At 45.4% G+C, this 18,227-nt stretch carries 17 protein-coding genes; 13 read left to right on the top strand and 4 right to left on the bottom strand.

What is annotated here, in order from left to right; genetic code table 11:
* From MKY24_RS13555 to MKY24_RS13575, 5 genes are all read left to right on the top strand, one after another.
* A complete protein-coding gene (locus tag MKY24_RS13555) occupies window positions 1-759 on the top strand; it encodes a lantibiotic immunity ABC transporter MutG family permease subunit (protein WP_068938791.1) in 759 nt (252 codons plus the stop codon).
* Window positions 760-796: 37 nt separating this feature from the next.
* Window positions 797-1,456 (top strand): response regulator transcription factor, encoded by a 660-nt coding sequence (locus MKY24_RS13560; RefSeq protein WP_068938789.1) that lies wholly within the window; start codon window positions 797-799, stop codon window positions 1,454-1,456.
* Window positions 1,447-2,844, top strand: a complete 1,398-nt coding sequence (locus MKY24_RS13565) for a HAMP domain-containing sensor histidine kinase (protein WP_339200188.1) — start codon at window positions 1,447-1,449, stop codon at window positions 2,842-2,844. Before MKY24_RS13560 ends, MKY24_RS13565 begins: the two co-directional genes overlap by 10 nt.
* A 193-nt stretch (window positions 2,845-3,037) precedes the next feature.
* Window positions 3,038-3,226 (top strand): hypothetical protein, encoded by a 189-nt coding sequence (locus MKY24_RS13570; RefSeq protein ID WP_264453730.1) that lies wholly within the window; start codon window positions 3,038-3,040, stop codon window positions 3,224-3,226.
* A gap of 113 nt (window positions 3,227-3,339) precedes the next feature.
* A complete protein-coding gene (locus tag MKY24_RS13575; RefSeq protein ID WP_339200190.1) occupies window positions 3,340-4,302 on the top strand; it encodes an aldo/keto reductase in 963 nt (320 codons plus the stop codon).
* Window positions 4,303-4,388: 86 nt separating this feature from the next.
* On the opposite strand, the gene MKY24_RS13580 is transcribed toward MKY24_RS13575, so the two are convergent.
* Window positions 4,389-6,440 carry a fibronectin type III domain-containing protein gene (locus tag MKY24_RS13580; protein ID WP_339200191.1) on the bottom strand — a complete coding sequence of 684 codons (2,052 nt, stop codon included), beginning with the start codon at window positions 6,438-6,440 and terminating at the stop codon, window positions 4,389-4,391.
* A 508-nt stretch (window positions 6,441-6,948) separates the two neighbouring features.
* Here MKY24_RS13580 and MKY24_RS13585 point away from each other — a divergent pair.
* Window positions 6,949-7,278 (top strand): DUF3817 domain-containing protein, encoded by a 330-nt coding sequence (locus MKY24_RS13585; protein ID WP_023988844.1) that lies wholly within the window; start codon window positions 6,949-6,951, stop codon window positions 7,276-7,278.
* Window positions 7,279-7,485: 207 nt separating this feature from the next.
* Here MKY24_RS13585 and MKY24_RS13590 read toward each other — a convergent pair whose 3' ends face one another.
* Both MKY24_RS13590 and MKY24_RS13595 read right to left on the bottom strand, forming a co-directional pair.
* Window positions 7,486-7,737 (bottom strand): YolD-like family protein, encoded by a 252-nt coding sequence (locus MKY24_RS13590; protein ID WP_023988845.1) that lies wholly within the window; start codon window positions 7,735-7,737, stop codon window positions 7,486-7,488.
* A gap of 202 nt (window positions 7,738-7,939) precedes the next feature.
* Entirely contained in the window at window positions 7,940-8,509 is a 570-nt protein-coding gene (locus MKY24_RS13595; RefSeq protein ID WP_023988846.1) for a TetR/AcrR family transcriptional regulator, read from the bottom strand.
* A gap of 126 nt (window positions 8,510-8,635) precedes the next feature.
* Between MKY24_RS13595 and MKY24_RS13600 the strand changes: the two genes are divergently transcribed.
* The 7 genes from MKY24_RS13600 to MKY24_RS13630 all read left to right on the top strand — a co-directional run bounded on the left by MKY24_RS13600 (window position 8,636) and on the right by MKY24_RS13630 (window position 16,607).
* A complete protein-coding gene (locus tag MKY24_RS13600) occupies window positions 8,636-10,108 on the top strand; it encodes a DHA2 family efflux MFS transporter permease subunit (protein WP_071558684.1) in 1,473 nt (490 codons plus the stop codon).
* A 209-nt stretch (window positions 10,109-10,317) separates the two neighbouring features.
* Window positions 10,318-11,853 (top strand): nickel ABC transporter substrate-binding protein, encoded by a 1,536-nt coding sequence (nikA, locus tag MKY24_RS13605; protein WP_339200192.1) that lies wholly within the window; start codon window positions 10,318-10,320, stop codon window positions 11,851-11,853.
* A gap of 1 nt (window position 11,854) precedes the next feature.
* Window positions 11,855-12,799, top strand: coding sequence for a nickel ABC transporter permease (gene nikB, locus MKY24_RS13610; RefSeq protein WP_023988849.1), 945 nt, complete (start codon window positions 11,855-11,857; stop codon window positions 12,797-12,799).
* Complete coding sequence (gene nikC, locus MKY24_RS13615) at window positions 12,796-13,650, top strand: nickel transporter permease (RefSeq protein ID WP_339200193.1); 855 nt, start codon at window positions 12,796-12,798, stop codon at window positions 13,648-13,650. The genes nikB and nikC overlap by 4 nt, the downstream gene beginning before the upstream one ends.
* An 8-nt stretch (window positions 13,651-13,658) precedes the next feature.
* Complete coding sequence (locus tag MKY24_RS13620; protein ID WP_025722771.1) at window positions 13,659-14,495, top strand: ABC transporter ATP-binding protein; 837 nt, start codon at window positions 13,659-13,661, stop codon at window positions 14,493-14,495.
* A complete protein-coding gene (locus MKY24_RS13625) occupies window positions 14,488-15,330 on the top strand; it encodes a dipeptide/oligopeptide/nickel ABC transporter ATP-binding protein (protein WP_339200194.1) in 843 nt (280 codons plus the stop codon). Before MKY24_RS13620 ends, MKY24_RS13625 begins: the two co-directional genes overlap by 8 nt.
* Complete coding sequence (locus MKY24_RS13630) at window positions 15,297-16,607, top strand: MATE family efflux transporter (RefSeq protein WP_339200195.1); 1,311 nt, start codon at window positions 15,297-15,299, stop codon at window positions 16,605-16,607. Before MKY24_RS13625 ends, MKY24_RS13630 begins: the two co-directional genes overlap by 34 nt.
* Before the next feature lie 120 nt (window positions 16,608-16,727).
* Here MKY24_RS13630 and katA read toward each other — a convergent pair whose 3' ends face one another.
* Window positions 16,728-18,185, bottom strand: coding sequence for a catalase KatA (katA, locus tag MKY24_RS13635; RefSeq protein WP_028541635.1), 1,458 nt, complete (start codon window positions 18,183-18,185; stop codon window positions 16,728-16,730).
* Window positions 18,186-18,227: the final 42 nt, after the last annotated feature.

Below are 18,227 nucleotides of genomic sequence, written 5' to 3' on the forward strand. Positions count from 1 at the left end.
ATGATTTCTTTTTTCCGCTATCTGAAATCCGATGTGCTTAAACTTAGAAGGCAGCCCTTACTGCTTGTGCAGCTGTTTGTGCCGCTTTTAGGCATAGCAATCTTTCTAGCCTATTATTCCTTTACTCCGTATTCACCGATTTCAAAGGTGGACGGCTATTTGCAGGTCTTGGCCGTGGTTCTTCCTACCATGATTGGTATTGTCTGCTCCATTGCTGTTGAGCAGGAGGCAGTCGCTGGCAATTTCCAGCAGCTATTGATCTCGCCAGTGAAGCTGCTACCTTTCCTGAGCAAGCTCAGCCTGCTCCTGATCTTGGGATTTGGCAGTGTGCTGCTTGCCTCCGGTGGCTTTGGGGCTGGCTATATATATCTTATGAGAGAGTCACCGTATGGCTTGAAGTTTTATGTGTTGGCTGCCTGCATTCTGTTTATGTCCAGTGTATTCCTCTATTTTCTGCATTTTTTCATTAGTTTGCGGTTCGGCAAGGGAGCTTCCATCGGTCTAGGCATTATGGAGAGTCTATTGTCCGCTTTGCTTCTTACAGGGCTGGGTGATCATAATTGGATATTCATCCCCTCTGCTTGGACTGCCCGGTTCATCACGATCTGGGTGCAATACGGTATAAACTCAGCAGTATCTATTCCTGAAGCTATACGGCTTGATTCGGGAGTCAGATATTGCGTAGTAGGGACCGTAGTCATCATGGTATTATTAGGATTATGGATTTGTCGTTGGGAAGGACACAATTCGTCGGAATAAAGACTAGAGTAAAGAAAGCAAGGGAAGTGAATTAAGCATGGCAAACTTGTTGGCCGTTGATGATGAACCCGCCGTTTTGGCACTCCTTCAAAATATTTTGCAGAAAGATGGCCATGTTGTCACGGTGGTCTCCGACTCCCCACAGGTTCTCACTATGCAGCTTGGAGCCTTTGACCTCATCCTGCTTGACGTGATGATGCCTACCATGGACGGGTTCACACTCTGTCGGGAAATTCGCAGCAAAATAGACTGCCCGATCCTGTTCCTCACCGCAAAATCCATGGAGAACGATGTGATGTTAGGGCTTGGGGAAGGGGCGGACGATTATATTGTCAAGCCGTTTGGTGCTGGAGAGTTGCGCGCAAGAATCAACGCCCATCTCAGACGGGAGAATCGTGAACGGCGTAATGTATTCTGCATCGGGGAAGTTCATTTCAATCTGTCCGGCAAGGAAATCACCGTTCAGAATGTTGTAGTCCCGTTTACCAAAAGCGAATATGAGATATGTAAGTTTCTAGCCCTGAACTGGGGACAGGTGTTCCCTAAAGAGCAGATTTACGAAGCTGTCTTCGGCTTGGATGGGGACAGCGATTCCGCCACCATCGTGGAGCATATTAAAAATATCCGAGCCAAGCTTGGCAAAGTAGAGGTTTCGCCAGTGGAGACGGTTTGGGGAATCGGGTACCGATGGAAGTAACCAAAGTACAGCAAGCATGCAAGACAACCAAACTACGAACCATTTTTCTGGGTTATTTAGTTATGTTCTGTATCGGGACGATTGCGCTCGCTCTGTTCCTGGTTCTCATCTTCTATGTCCTGATGTCTTGTGGGACCATTCTCCCCGCGAACTATGCTGAGAATCAGGTGCGGGCGGACAAGACAATCATTGAAGCTGGCAAGACCCTACAGCCGGATTCTCGGCAGAAACTGTATAAATACGCATCATTCACTTCGGAAGGCCGCCTCAATGAGGGAAACCTTTCTGAAAAGCAGGCTCAAACTGCTTGGAGTGTTACGCAGCAGAACGATACTGCTTATCAATTTCCCTATAACTATGTAAAAGTCTCACATCATGATAAAGTTACTGTGATGCGCTATTCTGTCTCGGCTCAGTTTGAACTTCCTATCCTGCGTCAATACCTGCCGAACGCGGAATTGTCCTTTTTTGCCGTGTTCTGTATCGCCTTTCTGGGGGGAGGTGCCTTGCTGGCTTCCTCCTTCGGACGAAAGCTGGCACGTAAGATGAGTGGGTTGCAGCAGGCCACCAAACAAATTCAAGCACAGGATCTGGACTTCTCAATCGAATTCAGTGGCGTGATGGAGATCGATCAGGTGCTGCATTCCATGGATAAAATGAAAGAAACTTTAAAGACTTCGCTTCACAAACAGTGGAATCTGGAAAGATCACGTCGCGAGCAAATATCCGCCCTGGCACACGATGTCAAAACACCACTCACTATCGTTCGTGGAAACGTAGAGCTGCTGTCCGAGACCGATCAGTCCGAAGAGCAAAAGAACTATACGGATTATATATCGGAAAGCACCAGGCAGATGGAGCAGTATATTAAGACTCTTATTGAAATTTCAAAAGCGGAAACGCTTGTCACCCTGCGGGCGGAAACGATGGATTCTGACTTCTATTTAACGAAAGTGAAAGATCAAATAATAGCCTTGGCTGCTGTCAAAAAAATATCTGTAGCATTCGCTGCATGTAACCTCCCTAAGACGCTGTATGCAGACCCAGTTCTACTTGAGCGCGCCATTATGAATGTTGCTTCTAATGCGGTAGATCAGGCACCTGAGTATAGCGAGATCCAGGTGATCGTAGAATCTGTGGAAGACGGCATTCAGTTCAGCATCTTAGACGAAGGCTCGGGCTTCTCTACAGAAGGTCTCAAACAGGCCGCCGAGCAGTTTTATATGGGTGACTCGTCCAGAAGATTAAGCGGGCATTACGGGATGGGCCTGTATATAACAAAATCCATTGTCAACCTACATGGCGGAAAGCTGATTATTGCCAACTCCACCCAGACAGGCGGCGGACAGGTAAGTATTAAAATTCCACTCAGGTCATTACCGATATGATCGTCAAATTTTTAAAAAAAGATCATCTACTATCTAGGTTAGTTCGATTTCATCAGGCATACGCCTCTTCCTTGTTCTATGCTTAAACGATATAAAACGCTACTGACATTTATATATCAGTAGCGTTTTATCATTTTGCATCGGAATGAAGACACTCCTGACACAACCAATGTCGCTGAAGGAGTTAAAACCTATGATCCAGCTTCAATTAGATGAGAGCAACATATCAAATATTGAATGGTACGATAGGCTTTACGATTACCAAAAAAAGATAGATCAGCAGCTGCAAGAACTTCAAGAAATTAAGGATATGATTGAATTGAAATTGCAAACCGGGCAAAAATTTGGCCATAACTTTTTGCCACTTGAAACCCAAACTTAATCAGTTTTCGATACCTGATCGCTCTGCTTGACCTAGTGTTTACACCAGGTTGTAAGATGTGCATTAGAGTCCTTCCTAGGATTCCACATCATACAAAAGAGGAGCTTAAAAACATGAACAATACAATAGCAATAGGAAAAACAGGATTAAAAGCATTTAAACTTGGTTTTGGAGCAGGTGTGGTAGGTAATTCAATGATGTATCCAAAAGTCGATGATACTCTAAGCCGACAATTAATTAGGACTGCCCTTGAAAAAGGGATCAATTTCATTGATACCGCATTTCTGTATGGAATGGGCCACTCTGAGGAGTTAATTGGTGAAGCCATCCGGGATTATGGTGGCCGTGAACATCTTGTAATTTCTACCAAAGATTCTTCTAATACCCAATTTAATCAAGGCCATCTGGAAGTCGACAACAGTCCAGATGCATTACGTAAGGCTGTGGATGACAGCCTGATGAGATTACAGACAGACTATGTTGACATTTTCTTTCTTCATTTTCCCGATAGCCGGACCCCGCTGGCTGAAGCTGCTGACACACTTGCAAAGCTGAAGAAGTCAGGGAAAATCAAAGCCATTGGCGCTTCAAATTTAAGCTTTGAGCAGCTTCAGGCTTTTAATGCTGATAAGCACTTGGATGTTCTTCAAGCTGAATACTCACTACTGGTTCGTCATGCAGAAGCCGACGTTATTCCTTATTGTCTAGAGCACGAAATTTCACTGATTCCTTTTTTCCCGCTCGCATCAGGTCTGTTGGCCGGTAAATATAAGAAGGATGATGTTTTTAATGACACTTCACGAATGAATAATCCTTTATTTCAAAAAGAAGCATTTCTAGCAAACTTGGAACGCGTGGATCGCTTCAAAGCATTCGCGAAAGACAAGGGTGCAGATCCTGCACAGATTGCGCTAGCTTGGCTATTAACGCGTCCAGCCGTTGATCTAATTATTCCAGGTGCAACCAAGCCTGATCAAATCGAGTCCAATCTTCAAACTCTGGGTGTTCGACTAACAAGTGACGAGCTTAAGCAACTCGATATTCTTTTCAATCAAGATAACTTGTTTACAGAGTAACAGTTTGTCATTGTTCTACATACACTTCCTAATACACAAAAAGGGTTCTAAAGTGAATACTCTAGAACCCTTTTTTGCAGAAGCATTTATTTTGTAATCGTAATTTGTTTGGATGCAGTATTATAGTTCACCTGATACCCCGAAAGCTCGCTAATCACTCGTAGTGGAACCAGCGTGTAGCCGTTAACAATAACCGGAGCTGTGATGTTCGTCGAATAACTCCGGGAGTTGTTTAACTCATACACGGCAAGGGTCGAATTCTTGACTTGAAGCACTACTTGTTTGCCATCTGTAGGTCGAGTCAGAATGATCTTTTTGGTCGCCTTTTCATAATTTACCTCGTAACCTATCCGTTCACTGATAAAGCGCAGCGGGACCATCGTCGCCCCATTTATGATTCGCGGAGCCTGAGCCATCGTCGTAGCACGACCATCGACATAAGCTGATTTAGCTCCTGGTGTCAGGGTGAACGAAGTTGAATATGAGGAAACCGCATTGTTAGGGTATGAGGACGTTGTACCAGAAGTTGTTGTTGTAGAACTCGTCCCGGATGATGAACTACTGGTACCAATCGCTCTATTGCGAATAGCTTCTAACCGATCCAGCAAATCGCTTTTACGGGTTCCGCTCGGCAGATCACTGATTGCATCTCTGGCAGAACGCCAGTCCGAGGCATTCAGACTGTTTTCTGCAATTCGCATCAAATCTCTCGCTTTCTCATAATTCGATGAACTAGATGACGAAGAAGAATAGTAACCATCCGAATCCGTGCGTTCTGATATCTTTACACCGCTAGATTCTCTTCCATTACTATTGACAGTCACGACCTTAATCTCATACCAGCGTCCTTCTCGCAAATCCGTGATTTTATAGGACTCAGAGCTTGTAGTTCCCTCATAATCTCCATCAACATATATCTTCACCTTGTCGGCTTTACTCGGCATATCGTAGGTGATTTTGATCCAGGTGTCACTTTTGCTATCTACTTCAAGATTGGACACTTCTGACGAATTGGAGGACGTACTGTCCGTTGTGGCAGTCAGTCTCACACCGGAGGACAATGCACCTGTGCTTCGCTTGGACCTAATCGTGAACGAATAGGCCTGCCCTGAAGAAAGATTGTTGAATGTATAGGATGTTCCTGATGAATCGGTTACCAGTTGCCCGTCCTTATACAGACTGACTGTACTAATTCCGCTGGGTCTCGTCCAGGAAACAGTGACGCTATAGTTATTAACTGATGTCACTGAAGCTCCTGTCACTTCGGGCACGGTATCAACGCTGAGCGCTGAGGTCGTAACCGGAATACTGATTCCTCCAGAGATGTTGCCGGATTTGTCAATAGTCTTGACCAGAACTGTATAATTTGTGGAGGCAATCAATCCACTGAACGTATAGGACGTCCCTGTAGTTCGCTGCACTTCCTTACCATTTAAATAGATGATCGCTTGGCTCAGGTCAGCATCCTTAGGCAATATGTAATTTACGGTAAAAGCGTTATATCCGACATTCGTCGCTGTCAGCCCGCTTACCTCTCCTGGAGGTGTCTTATCTACAGGGACATCAATGGAAGCCGTTTTGGCCTGTATTGTCGTACCTTGTGATTCATCTCCGCTCTTATTCACCGTCTTCACTCGAAAGGTATAGGTCGTATTCGGCTGTAAACCGCTCAACATATAAGAGTTACTTCTAATATTATCTACATACACATCGTTAGTGACACCAACCACTTTTACATGGTCGAAATTAAGGTCCGACGGATTGATCCAGGACAAATTTACTTTTGTTGTTTCTGTAGGAACCGCTGTCAGATTGCTTACCTCTGCCGGCGCGATATTCGCAGTAACCATTTGGCTCGACATTACTTTTAGCATTTGGTTGAGATAGGTGTTCTGACCATAACCTTTTGTTAACGTAGTCACTTTCGTGCCTGAAGTAACCGGCACATTACGACCTTGAGCGGTTGCTAATTTGGTATGTAACTGTGCTGTATTCAGTCCTGTCAGATTTGAGTTATGCCTCTCAGTCGGCAACGTGCTAGCCACTGCATCGGGGGCCAAAATGCCATATCCCGTATTTAAAATCAGTGTAGCCGTTGCGAACGGAGCCATCCATTGACGCAAACGTTTTTTATTCATGATCTATGCTCTCCTTGATACCAGTATGGAAATTTTATTTGTCAAAACTAATAAGTTAAGCTTATAAACCCTTCTGCTGCCATCCAGCTTTTAAAATTCACACTATAATGTACACACGTTCATTTAACTGTTATCGGAATTTGCATACAAAATGTTTAGACTTCACACTAGCATTTTTACTGATAGGGTCGCGCAAACAACATATGCTAAGCCTTCGAACTTGACCAGCTTAGTGTTTTTTCTTACTCCAAGCCATCTTTCTAAGCCCTATTGTTTGTTTCAACAATTTAAACGAAATTACGATTATCGTTTCCGGGCACGCTAAGCTGTGGTACGTTGGAATCAGCGAAATGAAGCATTTGATGGGAGATACTTCAGTCATGTGAAAGCTCTGACATAACCTTGGGGTTCAGCTGTAAATATTCGATATATCGTAACTTTCTACCGTTTAATAACATTGCATTATAGGATATATTAAATTTTAAGCAATAGGAGAAGGAGGTGTATTATGTTCAAAAATGCCTTTAAGATGTTTGGTGTCATTGGTAATATTGAAGCGATTTCATATCTACTGCTTGTGTGTATCGCTATGCCGCTTAAATACGCAGCTGGAATGCCGCAAATGGTAAGCTGGGTGGGTATGATCCATGGGGTACTGTTCGTGGCTTATGTCATAGCTACTGTGGTCATGCTGATTCTGCGGAAAATAACGCTACTGCAAAGTCTTGCAGCCTTGATTGCATCGCTGTTGCCGTTTGGCCCCTTCATTTTTGATCGTAAGGTGCTTAAGAAAGCCGAAGCACGTGCCAGTCATACCAGCCCGATAAAAGCTACATAAGCATGTACAAGGGAAAGTGCCAACACAATAACGCGGCTTTCTCTTCCCACTCATGCAGCAGTATACAAAAACAACCGATGGCTCTAAACCACTCGGTTGTTTTTGTATACGCGAATTGTAAATTGTTACTTTCCCACAGCAGTAAGGGAGACCCTAACTTTGTCATTCTTTTCGTCCCTTTCTGCTATATTTATGTAATCACAACAACTAATCTCTCGGGTAATTTACACTCATAATATCCATAAAAGGAACTTTTTCTGTTTCTCCATTACTCTCCACATGAACCTTTCCCGTTCTCGGGTCCATTTTAACGATCTGTCCGCGGGTTGTTTCTTGGCGTCCCCATACGGTCAATACGATTTCGGATTGCTCACGTTGTGCTTCTACAAGCTGATTCCCGATTTCCTCCAGTACAAATTCATCCCGAGTAGGCCGTTTGGCTACCTTCGCTTTTGCCATTTGCTATCACCCTTCCTTTCGTGCAAAATCAAAATCAAATTCATTCCATTTTACCATACTTTTCATCATTTGGTGCTGGTAATGTGAGTAAAATTACGTCTCAGAACCACTAAAAAGCCAAGTTCTCAAAAACGAGAACATCGGCTTTTTAAAGTTGCTTGTTGGAGCTCATTAGGAGCTATTGAAAATCGAAGAGACAGGATTATTTGACCAACTGTGGAATGTAATCCACGATATTATAAATAGGAGCACTGCTCTGTTGCGTAACAGCCAAAATTAATGCACCTTCGAGCATCGAAATGATAAGTACCGCCAGACTGTGTGCCTTTTCTTCTGTCCAGCCCGATTTCTGAAGACGTTCCATATAAATGCGCTGCCAATCTGCAAATGTATTCACACAAGCATGACGTAGCGATTCGCTAATACAGGAAGTTTCCGCAGCAGCCCAGAAGCCAATCGGCATGAAGTCGTTAAAGCCGGTACGGTCTGCCTCCTCAGCTGTATTACGAATAAAATTCTGAATGGCTAGTACAGGATTATCGTTTTCGTCCAGTGTCTGTTTTAATTTTTGCTTAATAAATTCATTCCCTCTTCTTATGCACTCCAAAGCTAATTCTTCTTTACCACGCGGAAAATAATAATAAAGTGAGCCCTTCGGTGATCCACTCTCCGCAAGAATCTGATTCAGTCCAGTTGCGTGATACCCCTGATGAAAAAAGAGCTTCGATGCAGTTTGTACGATATTCTCGTATGATTCAGGTTTAGCAGCCATATACAGCATCCTTCATTATATATTATTTATAATTTACTTTGACAAAAAAATAACAACATGTTTATTATATATAGACCGATCGTTATAATTCAATACCCATTAATTTATTGGAGGAACAAAAACAACATGAGTACAAAGAGTCAAACGAGTTCACCCTCTGAACCCAAAACGTTCAAGGTGCTACCTATTATGATTGCCCTGCTCCTTAGTGGCTTTATTGGAATGTTCAGTGAAACGGCACTTAACATTGCACTGAATGATTTGATGCAGATTTTGCATATTACAACTGCAACAGCCCAATGGCTGACGACCGCTTACCTGCTGACACTCGGTATTTTAGTACCTGTATCGGGATTGCTGATTCAAACCTTTACGACAAGACAGCTGTTTGTTACATCGTTGCTGTTCTCAATAGCTGGTTGCCTCGTTGCTGCACTTTCACCTACTTTTTCAGTGCTATTGATCGCTCGTATTCTTCAGGCCATTGGTACAGCGCTGTTATTGCCGTTGATGTTTAACACCATCTTGATCATTTTCCCGGCTGAAAAGAGAGGCGCGGCTATGGGGATCATCGGATTGGTAATTATGTTTGCACCTGCGGTGGGACCTACCATTGCAGGACTGGTACTGCAAAATCTGTCTTGGCACTGGATCTTCTGGATTTCTCTTCCGTTTTTGGTTCTCTCGCTGATTTGCGGTATTTTATTTATGCAAAACGTTTCAAAAACGACCAAGCCCAAAATTGATCTTTTATCTATCCTCCTGTCTTCCATTGGCTTCGGCGGTGTCGTGTTTGGTTTCAGTAAATCCGGAGAAGGTGGCGAAGGTTGGGCTAGCCCGATGGTTCTGCTTCCTGTGATCGTCGGTCTGGTATCGTTGATACTGTTCTCTGTACGTCAATTGAAAATGAAGCAGCCAATGTTGAATTTGCGTGTGTTTAAATATCCAATGTTCGTTATCGGCGTTATTATGGTATTCCTATGTATGATGACGATCCTTTCTACGATGCTGATTCTTCCACTCTTTTTGCAAAAAGGGCTGGCTCTGTCTGCTCTAACAGCAGGTTTGGTACTTCTGCCTGGTGGGATTATCAACGGTCTCTTGTCTCCCATTATGGGCTCCCTATTCGATAAATTTGGTCCCAAATGGCTTGTTATTCCAGGCCTTGTGATTGTGGCCGCTGTTTTGTTTTTCCTGTCCGGCATTACAACAACTTCAACTCTCGTACTCATTATTGTGCTTCATAGTTGCTTGATGATCGGCATTTCCATGATTATGATGCCAGCTCAGACAAACGGCCTTAACCAGCTCCCTATGGATCTATACCCAGACGGAACGGCCATTATGAGCACGCTCCAACAAGTTGCTGGTGCTATCGGTACAGCCGTAGCGGTAAGCATTCTCTCGAAAGGCATGGACAGCTATTTGAGCCAATCCAGTATGCCTGAATCCGTAAATGAAATGGCTAATGCCATGGCAATCGGATCACAAAATTCATTTTTCTTTGCGATGATCATCAGTGTGGTCGGTTTGATCCTTGCGTTTTTCATCCGCAGAGTTCATGTTGAACATGGCACTGCCAAAGCACCCATGCATTAATTCATAAATTTTTTTCCATCCCAAATTAAAAATATCTAAATATACTTAAAGGCTGCTAACCATCTCACTATTGGTTATGCAGCCTTTTTTCATATGAATTTACATACACATTCATCAATTACATATTTACAAAGCTCCTTCATTTGGTTACGATATGATTTATGAATTAAAGCGTAAAAATTACGATTACTATTAAGGAGGATTCCCTGTTGTTTAAGTGTTCGTATTTTAAACTATTTATACCTGCGGTGATTGCGGTGATGATGGCAGCCTGCGCTTCATCTCCGTCAGCTTCACCCTCTCCATCTGCTGCACCACAAGATAAAAGTGTCACCTTATTGTTCAATGTGCAAAGCCCTTCTATAGATCCTCATTCAGATGTAAATTACACAGCTGTTCGTGCTGGAGTAAGTGAAACACTGATCAAAGTGAACAAGGATCTTAAGCTGGAAGCTTGGCTTGCAGATAAATGGGACAGCAAGGACGGACAGCACTGGACCTTCAACATCCGATCAGGTGTGAACTTCCACAGCGGTAAAGCCGTCAATGCCGCTGCTGTCAAAGCCTCCTTGGAAAGATCGCTAAAGCTCAATCCATCGGTCAAAAATGCGCTACATATCCGTGATATTCATGCGGATGGACAGATTTTGACCATTACGACAGACAAGCCTTTCCCGGAATTTGTGTCCGAGCTGGTTCATCCGAATACCGCTATTATAGACACCACAGTTACAGATGACTTCCCATCAGGGACGGGACCGTTCAAGGTCGCCAGCTTCCGTGCTGGAAGTGAACTGAATTTAGATCGCAATGAACAATATTGGAACGGTGAAGTAAAGTTGAAACATGCTAAATTCATGTTTAACGAAGACGCCAATGCACGTCAGCTTGCTTTTCAAGCCAAAACTGCTGATATTGTGTATCGCCCGCCAATTGAAAGTCTGGAGCTATTGAAAGCTGATTCTACCGTTAAGGTTGACTCGCTTCCTAGTTTGCGAACGCATCAGCTTATTTACAATATGAACAATAACGATCTGAAAAAGACGGCTGTTCGTAAAGCATTTGATAACCTGATCAACCGGGATGAGATCGCCAGTGGTATCATGTCTGGTCAGGGAACCCCTGCTCAAGGCCCGTTCTTGTCCGACTTTCCTTTTTCACCGGAATATATTACGAAACAGTTTGATTTGAATGCTGCCCGAGAAGGCTTCAAGCAAGCTGGATATACAGTACAGAACGGTAAAGTTGCGAACCCCGACGGCAAGCCGCTTCATCTTACATTGCTAACTTACCAGTCGAGAGCGGAGCTTCCACTCATCTCTCAGCTTATTCAGGCTAACGCTAAAGAACTTGGCATTACGATTGATATCCGTCAGGTTGATAATATTGACGAATATCTTGCCGCTCATCAGGATTGGGATTTAGCGACTTATAGTAGCATTACAGCCCCGCGCGGCGATGCAAGCTATTTTCTGAATGCGGCTTACATGCCTGAAGGAGCACTGAATTATGGGCGTGTGCATGTACCGGAACTCACGGGTATGATTTCACAGCTGAACACCACCGTGAATGAGGAAGAACGCAACAAGCTGGCGCTGAAGGCTGTCACGCTGATTGACCAAGAAAATCTGCAATCCTTTCTGGTCCATCCAAACAACGTAGTGGCCTATCGCGATTACGTACATAACTGGGTAACTAGCCAAAGTGAATACTACTTGCTGACCCAGGACCTGGATGTGAACTAGCATGTTTAAATCCATCGCCAAAAAGTTTCTTGAACTGGTTTTGTTCTTTCTTATTCTTTCCTTTGTGAGCTTCTGTCTGCTTAAGCTTGTTCCGGGCGATCCCGTCCGGAGCATTCTCCGAGTCGACGATGTAGCTGTGTCCAATCAGCAAATTATGGATATGCGCAGCCAACTGGGGCTGGATCAACCATTACCTGTGCAATATGGTAAGTGGTTGGTTCAGTTGCTTCAGTTTGATTTTGGACAATCTTATTTAACCCATCGTCCAGTATTCACAGAGTTTATGGAAAAACTGCCTTATACACTGCTGCTGACCGGAGGGTCTCTGTTCATTATGCTGCTAATAGCTCTCCCGTTGGGAACGATGGCGGCGCTCTACCGTAACCGCTGGATTGACAGAGCCAGTCGTGTGTTTGCCTTAATTGGCTCCTCGATTCCCAGCTTTTGGCTGGGGCTTTTGTTTATTGAATGGTTTGCAGTTAAATTGCGCATTTTGCCGTCTATGGGTGAAGGAACCGCTTTTCATTTGGTACTGCCTTCTCTTACCTTGGGATTGGCAATGGCGGCCGTTTATGTACGAATGATCCGCGCAAGTCTGATTGAAAGCTCGGGGCAAGACTTTATCAAAGCGGCGCAAGCGCGTGGAATCAGCCCCATCCGCATTTTTTTCAGACATATGCTCCGTCACAGTCTAGTTCCACTCATTACGGTATTCAGTGAGAGTATAGGCAGCCTACTGGGAGGCACAGTCGTGATTGAAGTGCTATTCGCCTATCCAGGGCTGGGCAAATGGATTGTGGATGCCATTGCAGCAAGGGATTACCCCATTATTCAGGGCTATACCGTATTTATGGCTGCATTCATTGTATGTATCAATATTTTGGTAGAGCTGTCCTACCGTTGGGTCAATCCTGAAATCGCTTTGAAGGAGAAACGTTTATCATGATAAAATCCGTACATGCGGAAAACAGGCAGCTCACCAGAACGCGATTGTCCAATACATGGATCGTGTCGCTCTCCATCCTGCTCATTCTTGCAGCAATTACAGTCGTTCCGTTTCTTGCTCCGCAAGATCCGTATCGTATCCAGATGGGGAATCGACTACAATCGATCAGCGCTACACACTGGCTGGGAACAGATCATTTGGGCAGAGATGTACTATCGAGAGTGATAGCTGGACTTCGGACGACTGTCGGAACCAGTCTATTGATTTTGGTCGTTTCGCTTGTTGTCGGGGTCCCTCTTGGTCTGCTTTCAGGGTTTATTGGAGGCTGGATGGATCGTGTATTCAAACGGGTGGTCGATGCCTTCATGACATTACCTGATTATATTTTTGCCATTGTACTGAGCGGTTTGCTCGGACCAGGCTTAGTAAATCTTATTTTCGCGGTGACTGCGGTAAAATGGGTTGGTTATGCACGCCTGGTGCGTAGTACCGTTCTGGCTGAAAAGCAAAAGGATTACATTTCGTTATCCATACTGGCGGGTACCTCCTCCCTGCGGATTGTCATGCGGCATATTCTCCCCCATGCAATTGGGAATGTTCTTGTGCTGGCTACGCTGGATATCGGCAAAATCATTTTAATGATTGCCTCCCTATCTTTTTTGGGCTTAGGTCCACAGCCGCCAATTCCTGAATGGGGTACGATGCTGAATGAAGGACGAGCGTATTTTCAAATGGCTCCCCATCTGATGCTTGTTCCAGGGATAGCTGTCGTGCTAACAGTGCTACTGGCGAATGTATTAGGAGACAAACTGCGCGACCGTTATGATGTTAAAACCCGGACAGAGGAGTGAACTGGCACATGCTGACTATTGAAGGCTTAACGATTCGGACAAATGTAAAAACGATTGTAGAGCAACTGAAGCTTGCCATTCGTCCGGGGGAATGGTGTGCTCTTGCCGGCGAAAGCGGTAGCGGCAAAAGCATGACGGCGTTCGCTATCGGCGGCCTCCTCCCCTCTTCTGTTACAGCGGAAGGAATTATTGCGTGGAAGGACAAGAATTTGCTGGATCTATCCGCTAAACAAAGACGTTCTTTGCTTGGTAGTGAAATATCTTACATTTTTCAAGACTACCACGGGGCTTTCACCCCCTTTCTGCGTGTGGGCAGCCAACTGGACGAGCTGATGCGCGCCCACGGCAAACAAGATCGCAAGGCACGTAAGCAACGCTGTATCGAGGTGCTGGAGCGCGTACAGCTTCCCGCCGAGCGCGTGTACCGCAGCTATCCGTTTCAGCTCAGCGGCGGTCAATTGCAACGGGCAGCTATTGCGGCTGCACTACTACTGGAGCCGAAGTTGCTTATTGCCGACGAGCCTACAACTGCGCTGGATACGCTCACAGCTCATCGGGTGCTTCAGCTCATTGACCAAATCCGGACGGAGACGGGTATTTCCGTCTTGTGGATCACTCATGACCTGCGTCATGTACGCAAGTATGCAGATCGAATCGCAGTGATGCGCGAAGGTTCACTGGTTGAAACTGGTGAAACGCAAGCGGTGCTGAACCATCCGGCCCACCCGTATACTCGTCGTCTACTGGCGGCTATTCCGCCCCTGTCTCCGGGCGCTCCAGCACGTTTGCCTTACAACAGCACTGAAGAACAGAACGCATTGGAAAGGAGCGCTTTACATGAATAATCAAGCCGCCTACGCTCAGCAGCAAGACACGTCTAATGCTGTCGTGACCGTCTCCGGTTTGACGAAGGCTTACGCTGGAGGTAAAACGGTGCTGCAAGATGTTGCTCTGTCGATCTCCCCCCGAGAATGTCTGGCTATCGTCGGGGAAAGCGGCAGTGGGAAAAGCACACTCGCTCGCTGTATTTTGACATTGGACCCGTTTGATCAAGGTGAGCTTAGACTGGATGGACAGTCTATCCGTGGGCTAAAGCGGAGCGAATTAAAACGGATTCGCAGCAGGCTGGGTGCAGTATTTCAACATCCATCCGCGGCTTTGAATCCCAGACTAACCATCCTGCAATCCCTGCTGGAGCCACTGGACCAGCTTAAGTACTATGTTCCTTCCTTTATGGCGGGTAAGTCCTCAGAACGTCGGGATACAGCAGAACATTTGCTTGAGATGGTAAAGCTTCCAGCCAGCTATCTGGACAAGTTTCCACATCAGCTCAGCGGTGGGGAAAAGCAGCGTGTAACCATCGCACGTGCCATCAGCACAGAGCCGGATTTTATCGTATTGGACGAGCCAACAGCAAGTCTGGATGTGACCACACAAGCCACCATTTTGAATCTGCTCAAAGATTTGCAGGATGAGCTAGGACTGGCTTATCTGTTTATCTCACATGATCTGGCGGCTGTGCACTTTATGAGTGATCGAATCATGGTCATGAAAGAAGGCAGTGTGCTTGAGCATTTTCCCAAAGAAGCATTATTTCATTCGGATCGCCATCCCTATACACAATCATTACTGGAGGTTTTTTCAACATGTTGCCTTCCCACCGAGCCTATCTTGCTTTAGCTATCCCTTTAATTATTTCGACGATTACAACCCCGCTGCTCGGTGCGGTGGATACAGCTGTAATCGGTCATTTAAGCCATTCCGCGTATTTAGGCGGTGTAGCGGTGGGCACTCTTATTTTTAATACTTTATATTGGTTGTTTGGCTTTCTGCGAGTCAGCACATCAGCTTTCACGGCACAAGCCGCAGGGGCACAAAATAACGACCAGGGCATAGCTGCTCTCATGCGCCCACTGGCCATTGCTTTACTCATTGGTGCGGTATTCGTTGTGTTACAAAAGCCAATTCTGCTGGCTTCTCTCCAGCTAATTCATCCGGCGCAGGATGTGGCGGCGCAGGCAGCGATTTATTTTAACATTCGTATTTGGGGAGCACCTCTAACATTGGTGAACTATGTGCTGCTCGGCTGGCTGATGGGATTGTCCCGTGTGAAGGCTACATTATTTTTGCAAATTTCAATGAACGTAATCAATATGGTATTAGCTATTGTATTTACACAGATCATGCATTGGAATGTCACTGGTGTGGCAAGCGCTACTCTGATTGCAGAAATTCTTGCATGTGTATTGGGTCTGGTCCTGGTGTTCCGCTCATCGATTTGGAAAGAATGGAAGCAAAGCGGACAGATGAATTGGCGAGGTTGGTTTGGAGCTTCAGAGTTGAAAAGTGTCATGGCAACAAACCTTGATCTTATGATCCGTACAGCCTGTCTGCTGACGATGTTTAATCTGTTTACGGCGCGCAGTGCGAGCTTTGGAACCGATCAGTTGGCGGCGAACGCTATTTTGTTGCAGATCCATTATATTATGGCTTACTTTTTTGATGGGTTCGCCAACGCCAGTAGCATCATGACGGGTCAGGCTCGGGGTGCCGGGGATCGTAAAATGCTACAAAAAGTTATTCACTTGTCCTGGTTCTGGACACTGGTGACCAGCGTAGTGACGGGAGGATTGTATTTCGCACTGAAAGAGCCGCTTATCTCACTATTTACGGATAATGCCACAGTGATTAGTCTTACAGGCCCTTATAATGGATGGCTTGTGGTCTTTCCGCTGGCAGCCGGACTGGGACTGGTATTCTACGGTGTGTTTACGGGGATGACGGTAACGTATCCGATCCGTAATTCGATGCTGATCTCATTGCTCTGCTTTTTGATCGCTCTCTTCTGGTGCGTTCCCCATTATGGGAATCACGGACTTTGGCTATCCTTTATCGTATTTGCACTAGGACGGTCACTGTTTCTTGTAATCTATTTACCTCGCTTGCAGAGGATATAGCAGCACCTGATTTACATCGCTCTCAAAAACAAAGGATGTCCCATCCACCATGTACGTGGTGTTGGGACATCCTTTTATTATATATTCATACGGCTTTCAGGTTAGAGTTTGCAGATACCTCTACTCGCCTTGAGGAACGGTCAAGCCCAAACCTTCGGCTACACGACGTCCATATTCAGGATCAGCTTTATAAAAATGACCGATCTGACGCAGTTTGATTTCATCACTTTCTACGGGCTTCATCGCATTTACGATGTTTCGGACCAGACGTGCACGCTCTTCTTCACTGAGCAAGCGGTACAGGTCGCCTGGCTGTGTGTAGTGATCATGATGATCGTAGGCTACACTTTGCGCTTCGCCAGACACTTCAAAAGGAGCAATTTTGTGCGCAGGTGATTCTTTGGGTCCACCGAGACTATTAGGCTCGTAATAAACAGATCCTCCGCCATTGCTGTCACTGCGTAATGCACCATCGCGTTGGTAGTTGTGTACTTCTGCATGCGGACGGTTGATCGGCAACGAATTATGATTTGCACCTACACGGTAGCGATGTGCGTCGCCGTAGGCAAACAGGCGTCCTTGCAGCATTTTATCCGGGGATGCTTCAATTCCAGGAACAAATGAACCCGGAGAGAATGTCGCCTGCTCTACCTCAGCAAAGTAGTTCTCAGGATTGCGATTCAGCACCATGCGCCCAACCTCAATCAGCGGATAATCCTTTTGAGACCATACTTTTGTCACATCAAATGGATCAAAGCGGTACGTATCTGCATCTTCTACCGGCATAATCTGCACATGAAGTTTCCATGCAGGAAAATCACCTTTTTTGATGGCATTAAACAAGTCTTCTGTATGATAATCCGGATTTTCACCGGCAATTTTCGCAGCCAAATCCACATCAAGATTTTGCACACCTTGCTCCGTTTTAAAATGATATTTCACCCATACTGCCTGTCCTTCGGCGTTGACCCACTTGAACGTGTGACTACCGAAACCATGCATATGTCTAAGTGTAGCTGGAATACCGCGGTCAGACATAAGGATACTTACCTGATGCAGCGATTCAGGAGATAAGGACCAGAAATCCCAGACCGCATTCGGGTTTTTCAGATGAGTTTGGGGATGACGTTTTTGCGTATGAATAAAGTCAGGAAATTTAATGGCATCCCGAATAAAAAACACAGGTGTATTATTGCCCACGAGATCATAGTTGCCTTCTTCTGTATAAAACTTCACCGCAAAACCACGCGGGTCGCGTACAGTATCGGACGAGCCCAGCTCACCCGCCACAGTCGAAAAGCGAATAAACATCGGTGTACGCTTGCCCACCTCAGACAAGAAGCTTGCTTTTGTAAATGCAGACAAATCATTAGTGACTTCAAAATATCCGTGCGCCCCTGCACCTTTTGCATGAACGACACGTTCCGGCACACGCTCCCGGTTAAAATGCGCCAATTTCTCCAGCAGATGCACATCCTGAATTAGTGCGGGACCCCGTGAGCCTGCTGTGATCGAATTTTGATTATCTCCAACAGGAGCGCCCCAGCTTGTAGTCAGGTTCGTTGGTTGGTTACTCATGATTGACATCACCTCTTGAATGAATTGGTTGACTATGTGCCT

Source organism: Paenibacillus sp. FSL P2-0322, assembly GCF_037975315.1.
GTDB classification, from domain to species: domain Bacteria; phylum Bacillota; class Bacilli; order Paenibacillales; family Paenibacillaceae; genus Paenibacillus; species Paenibacillus polymyxa_B.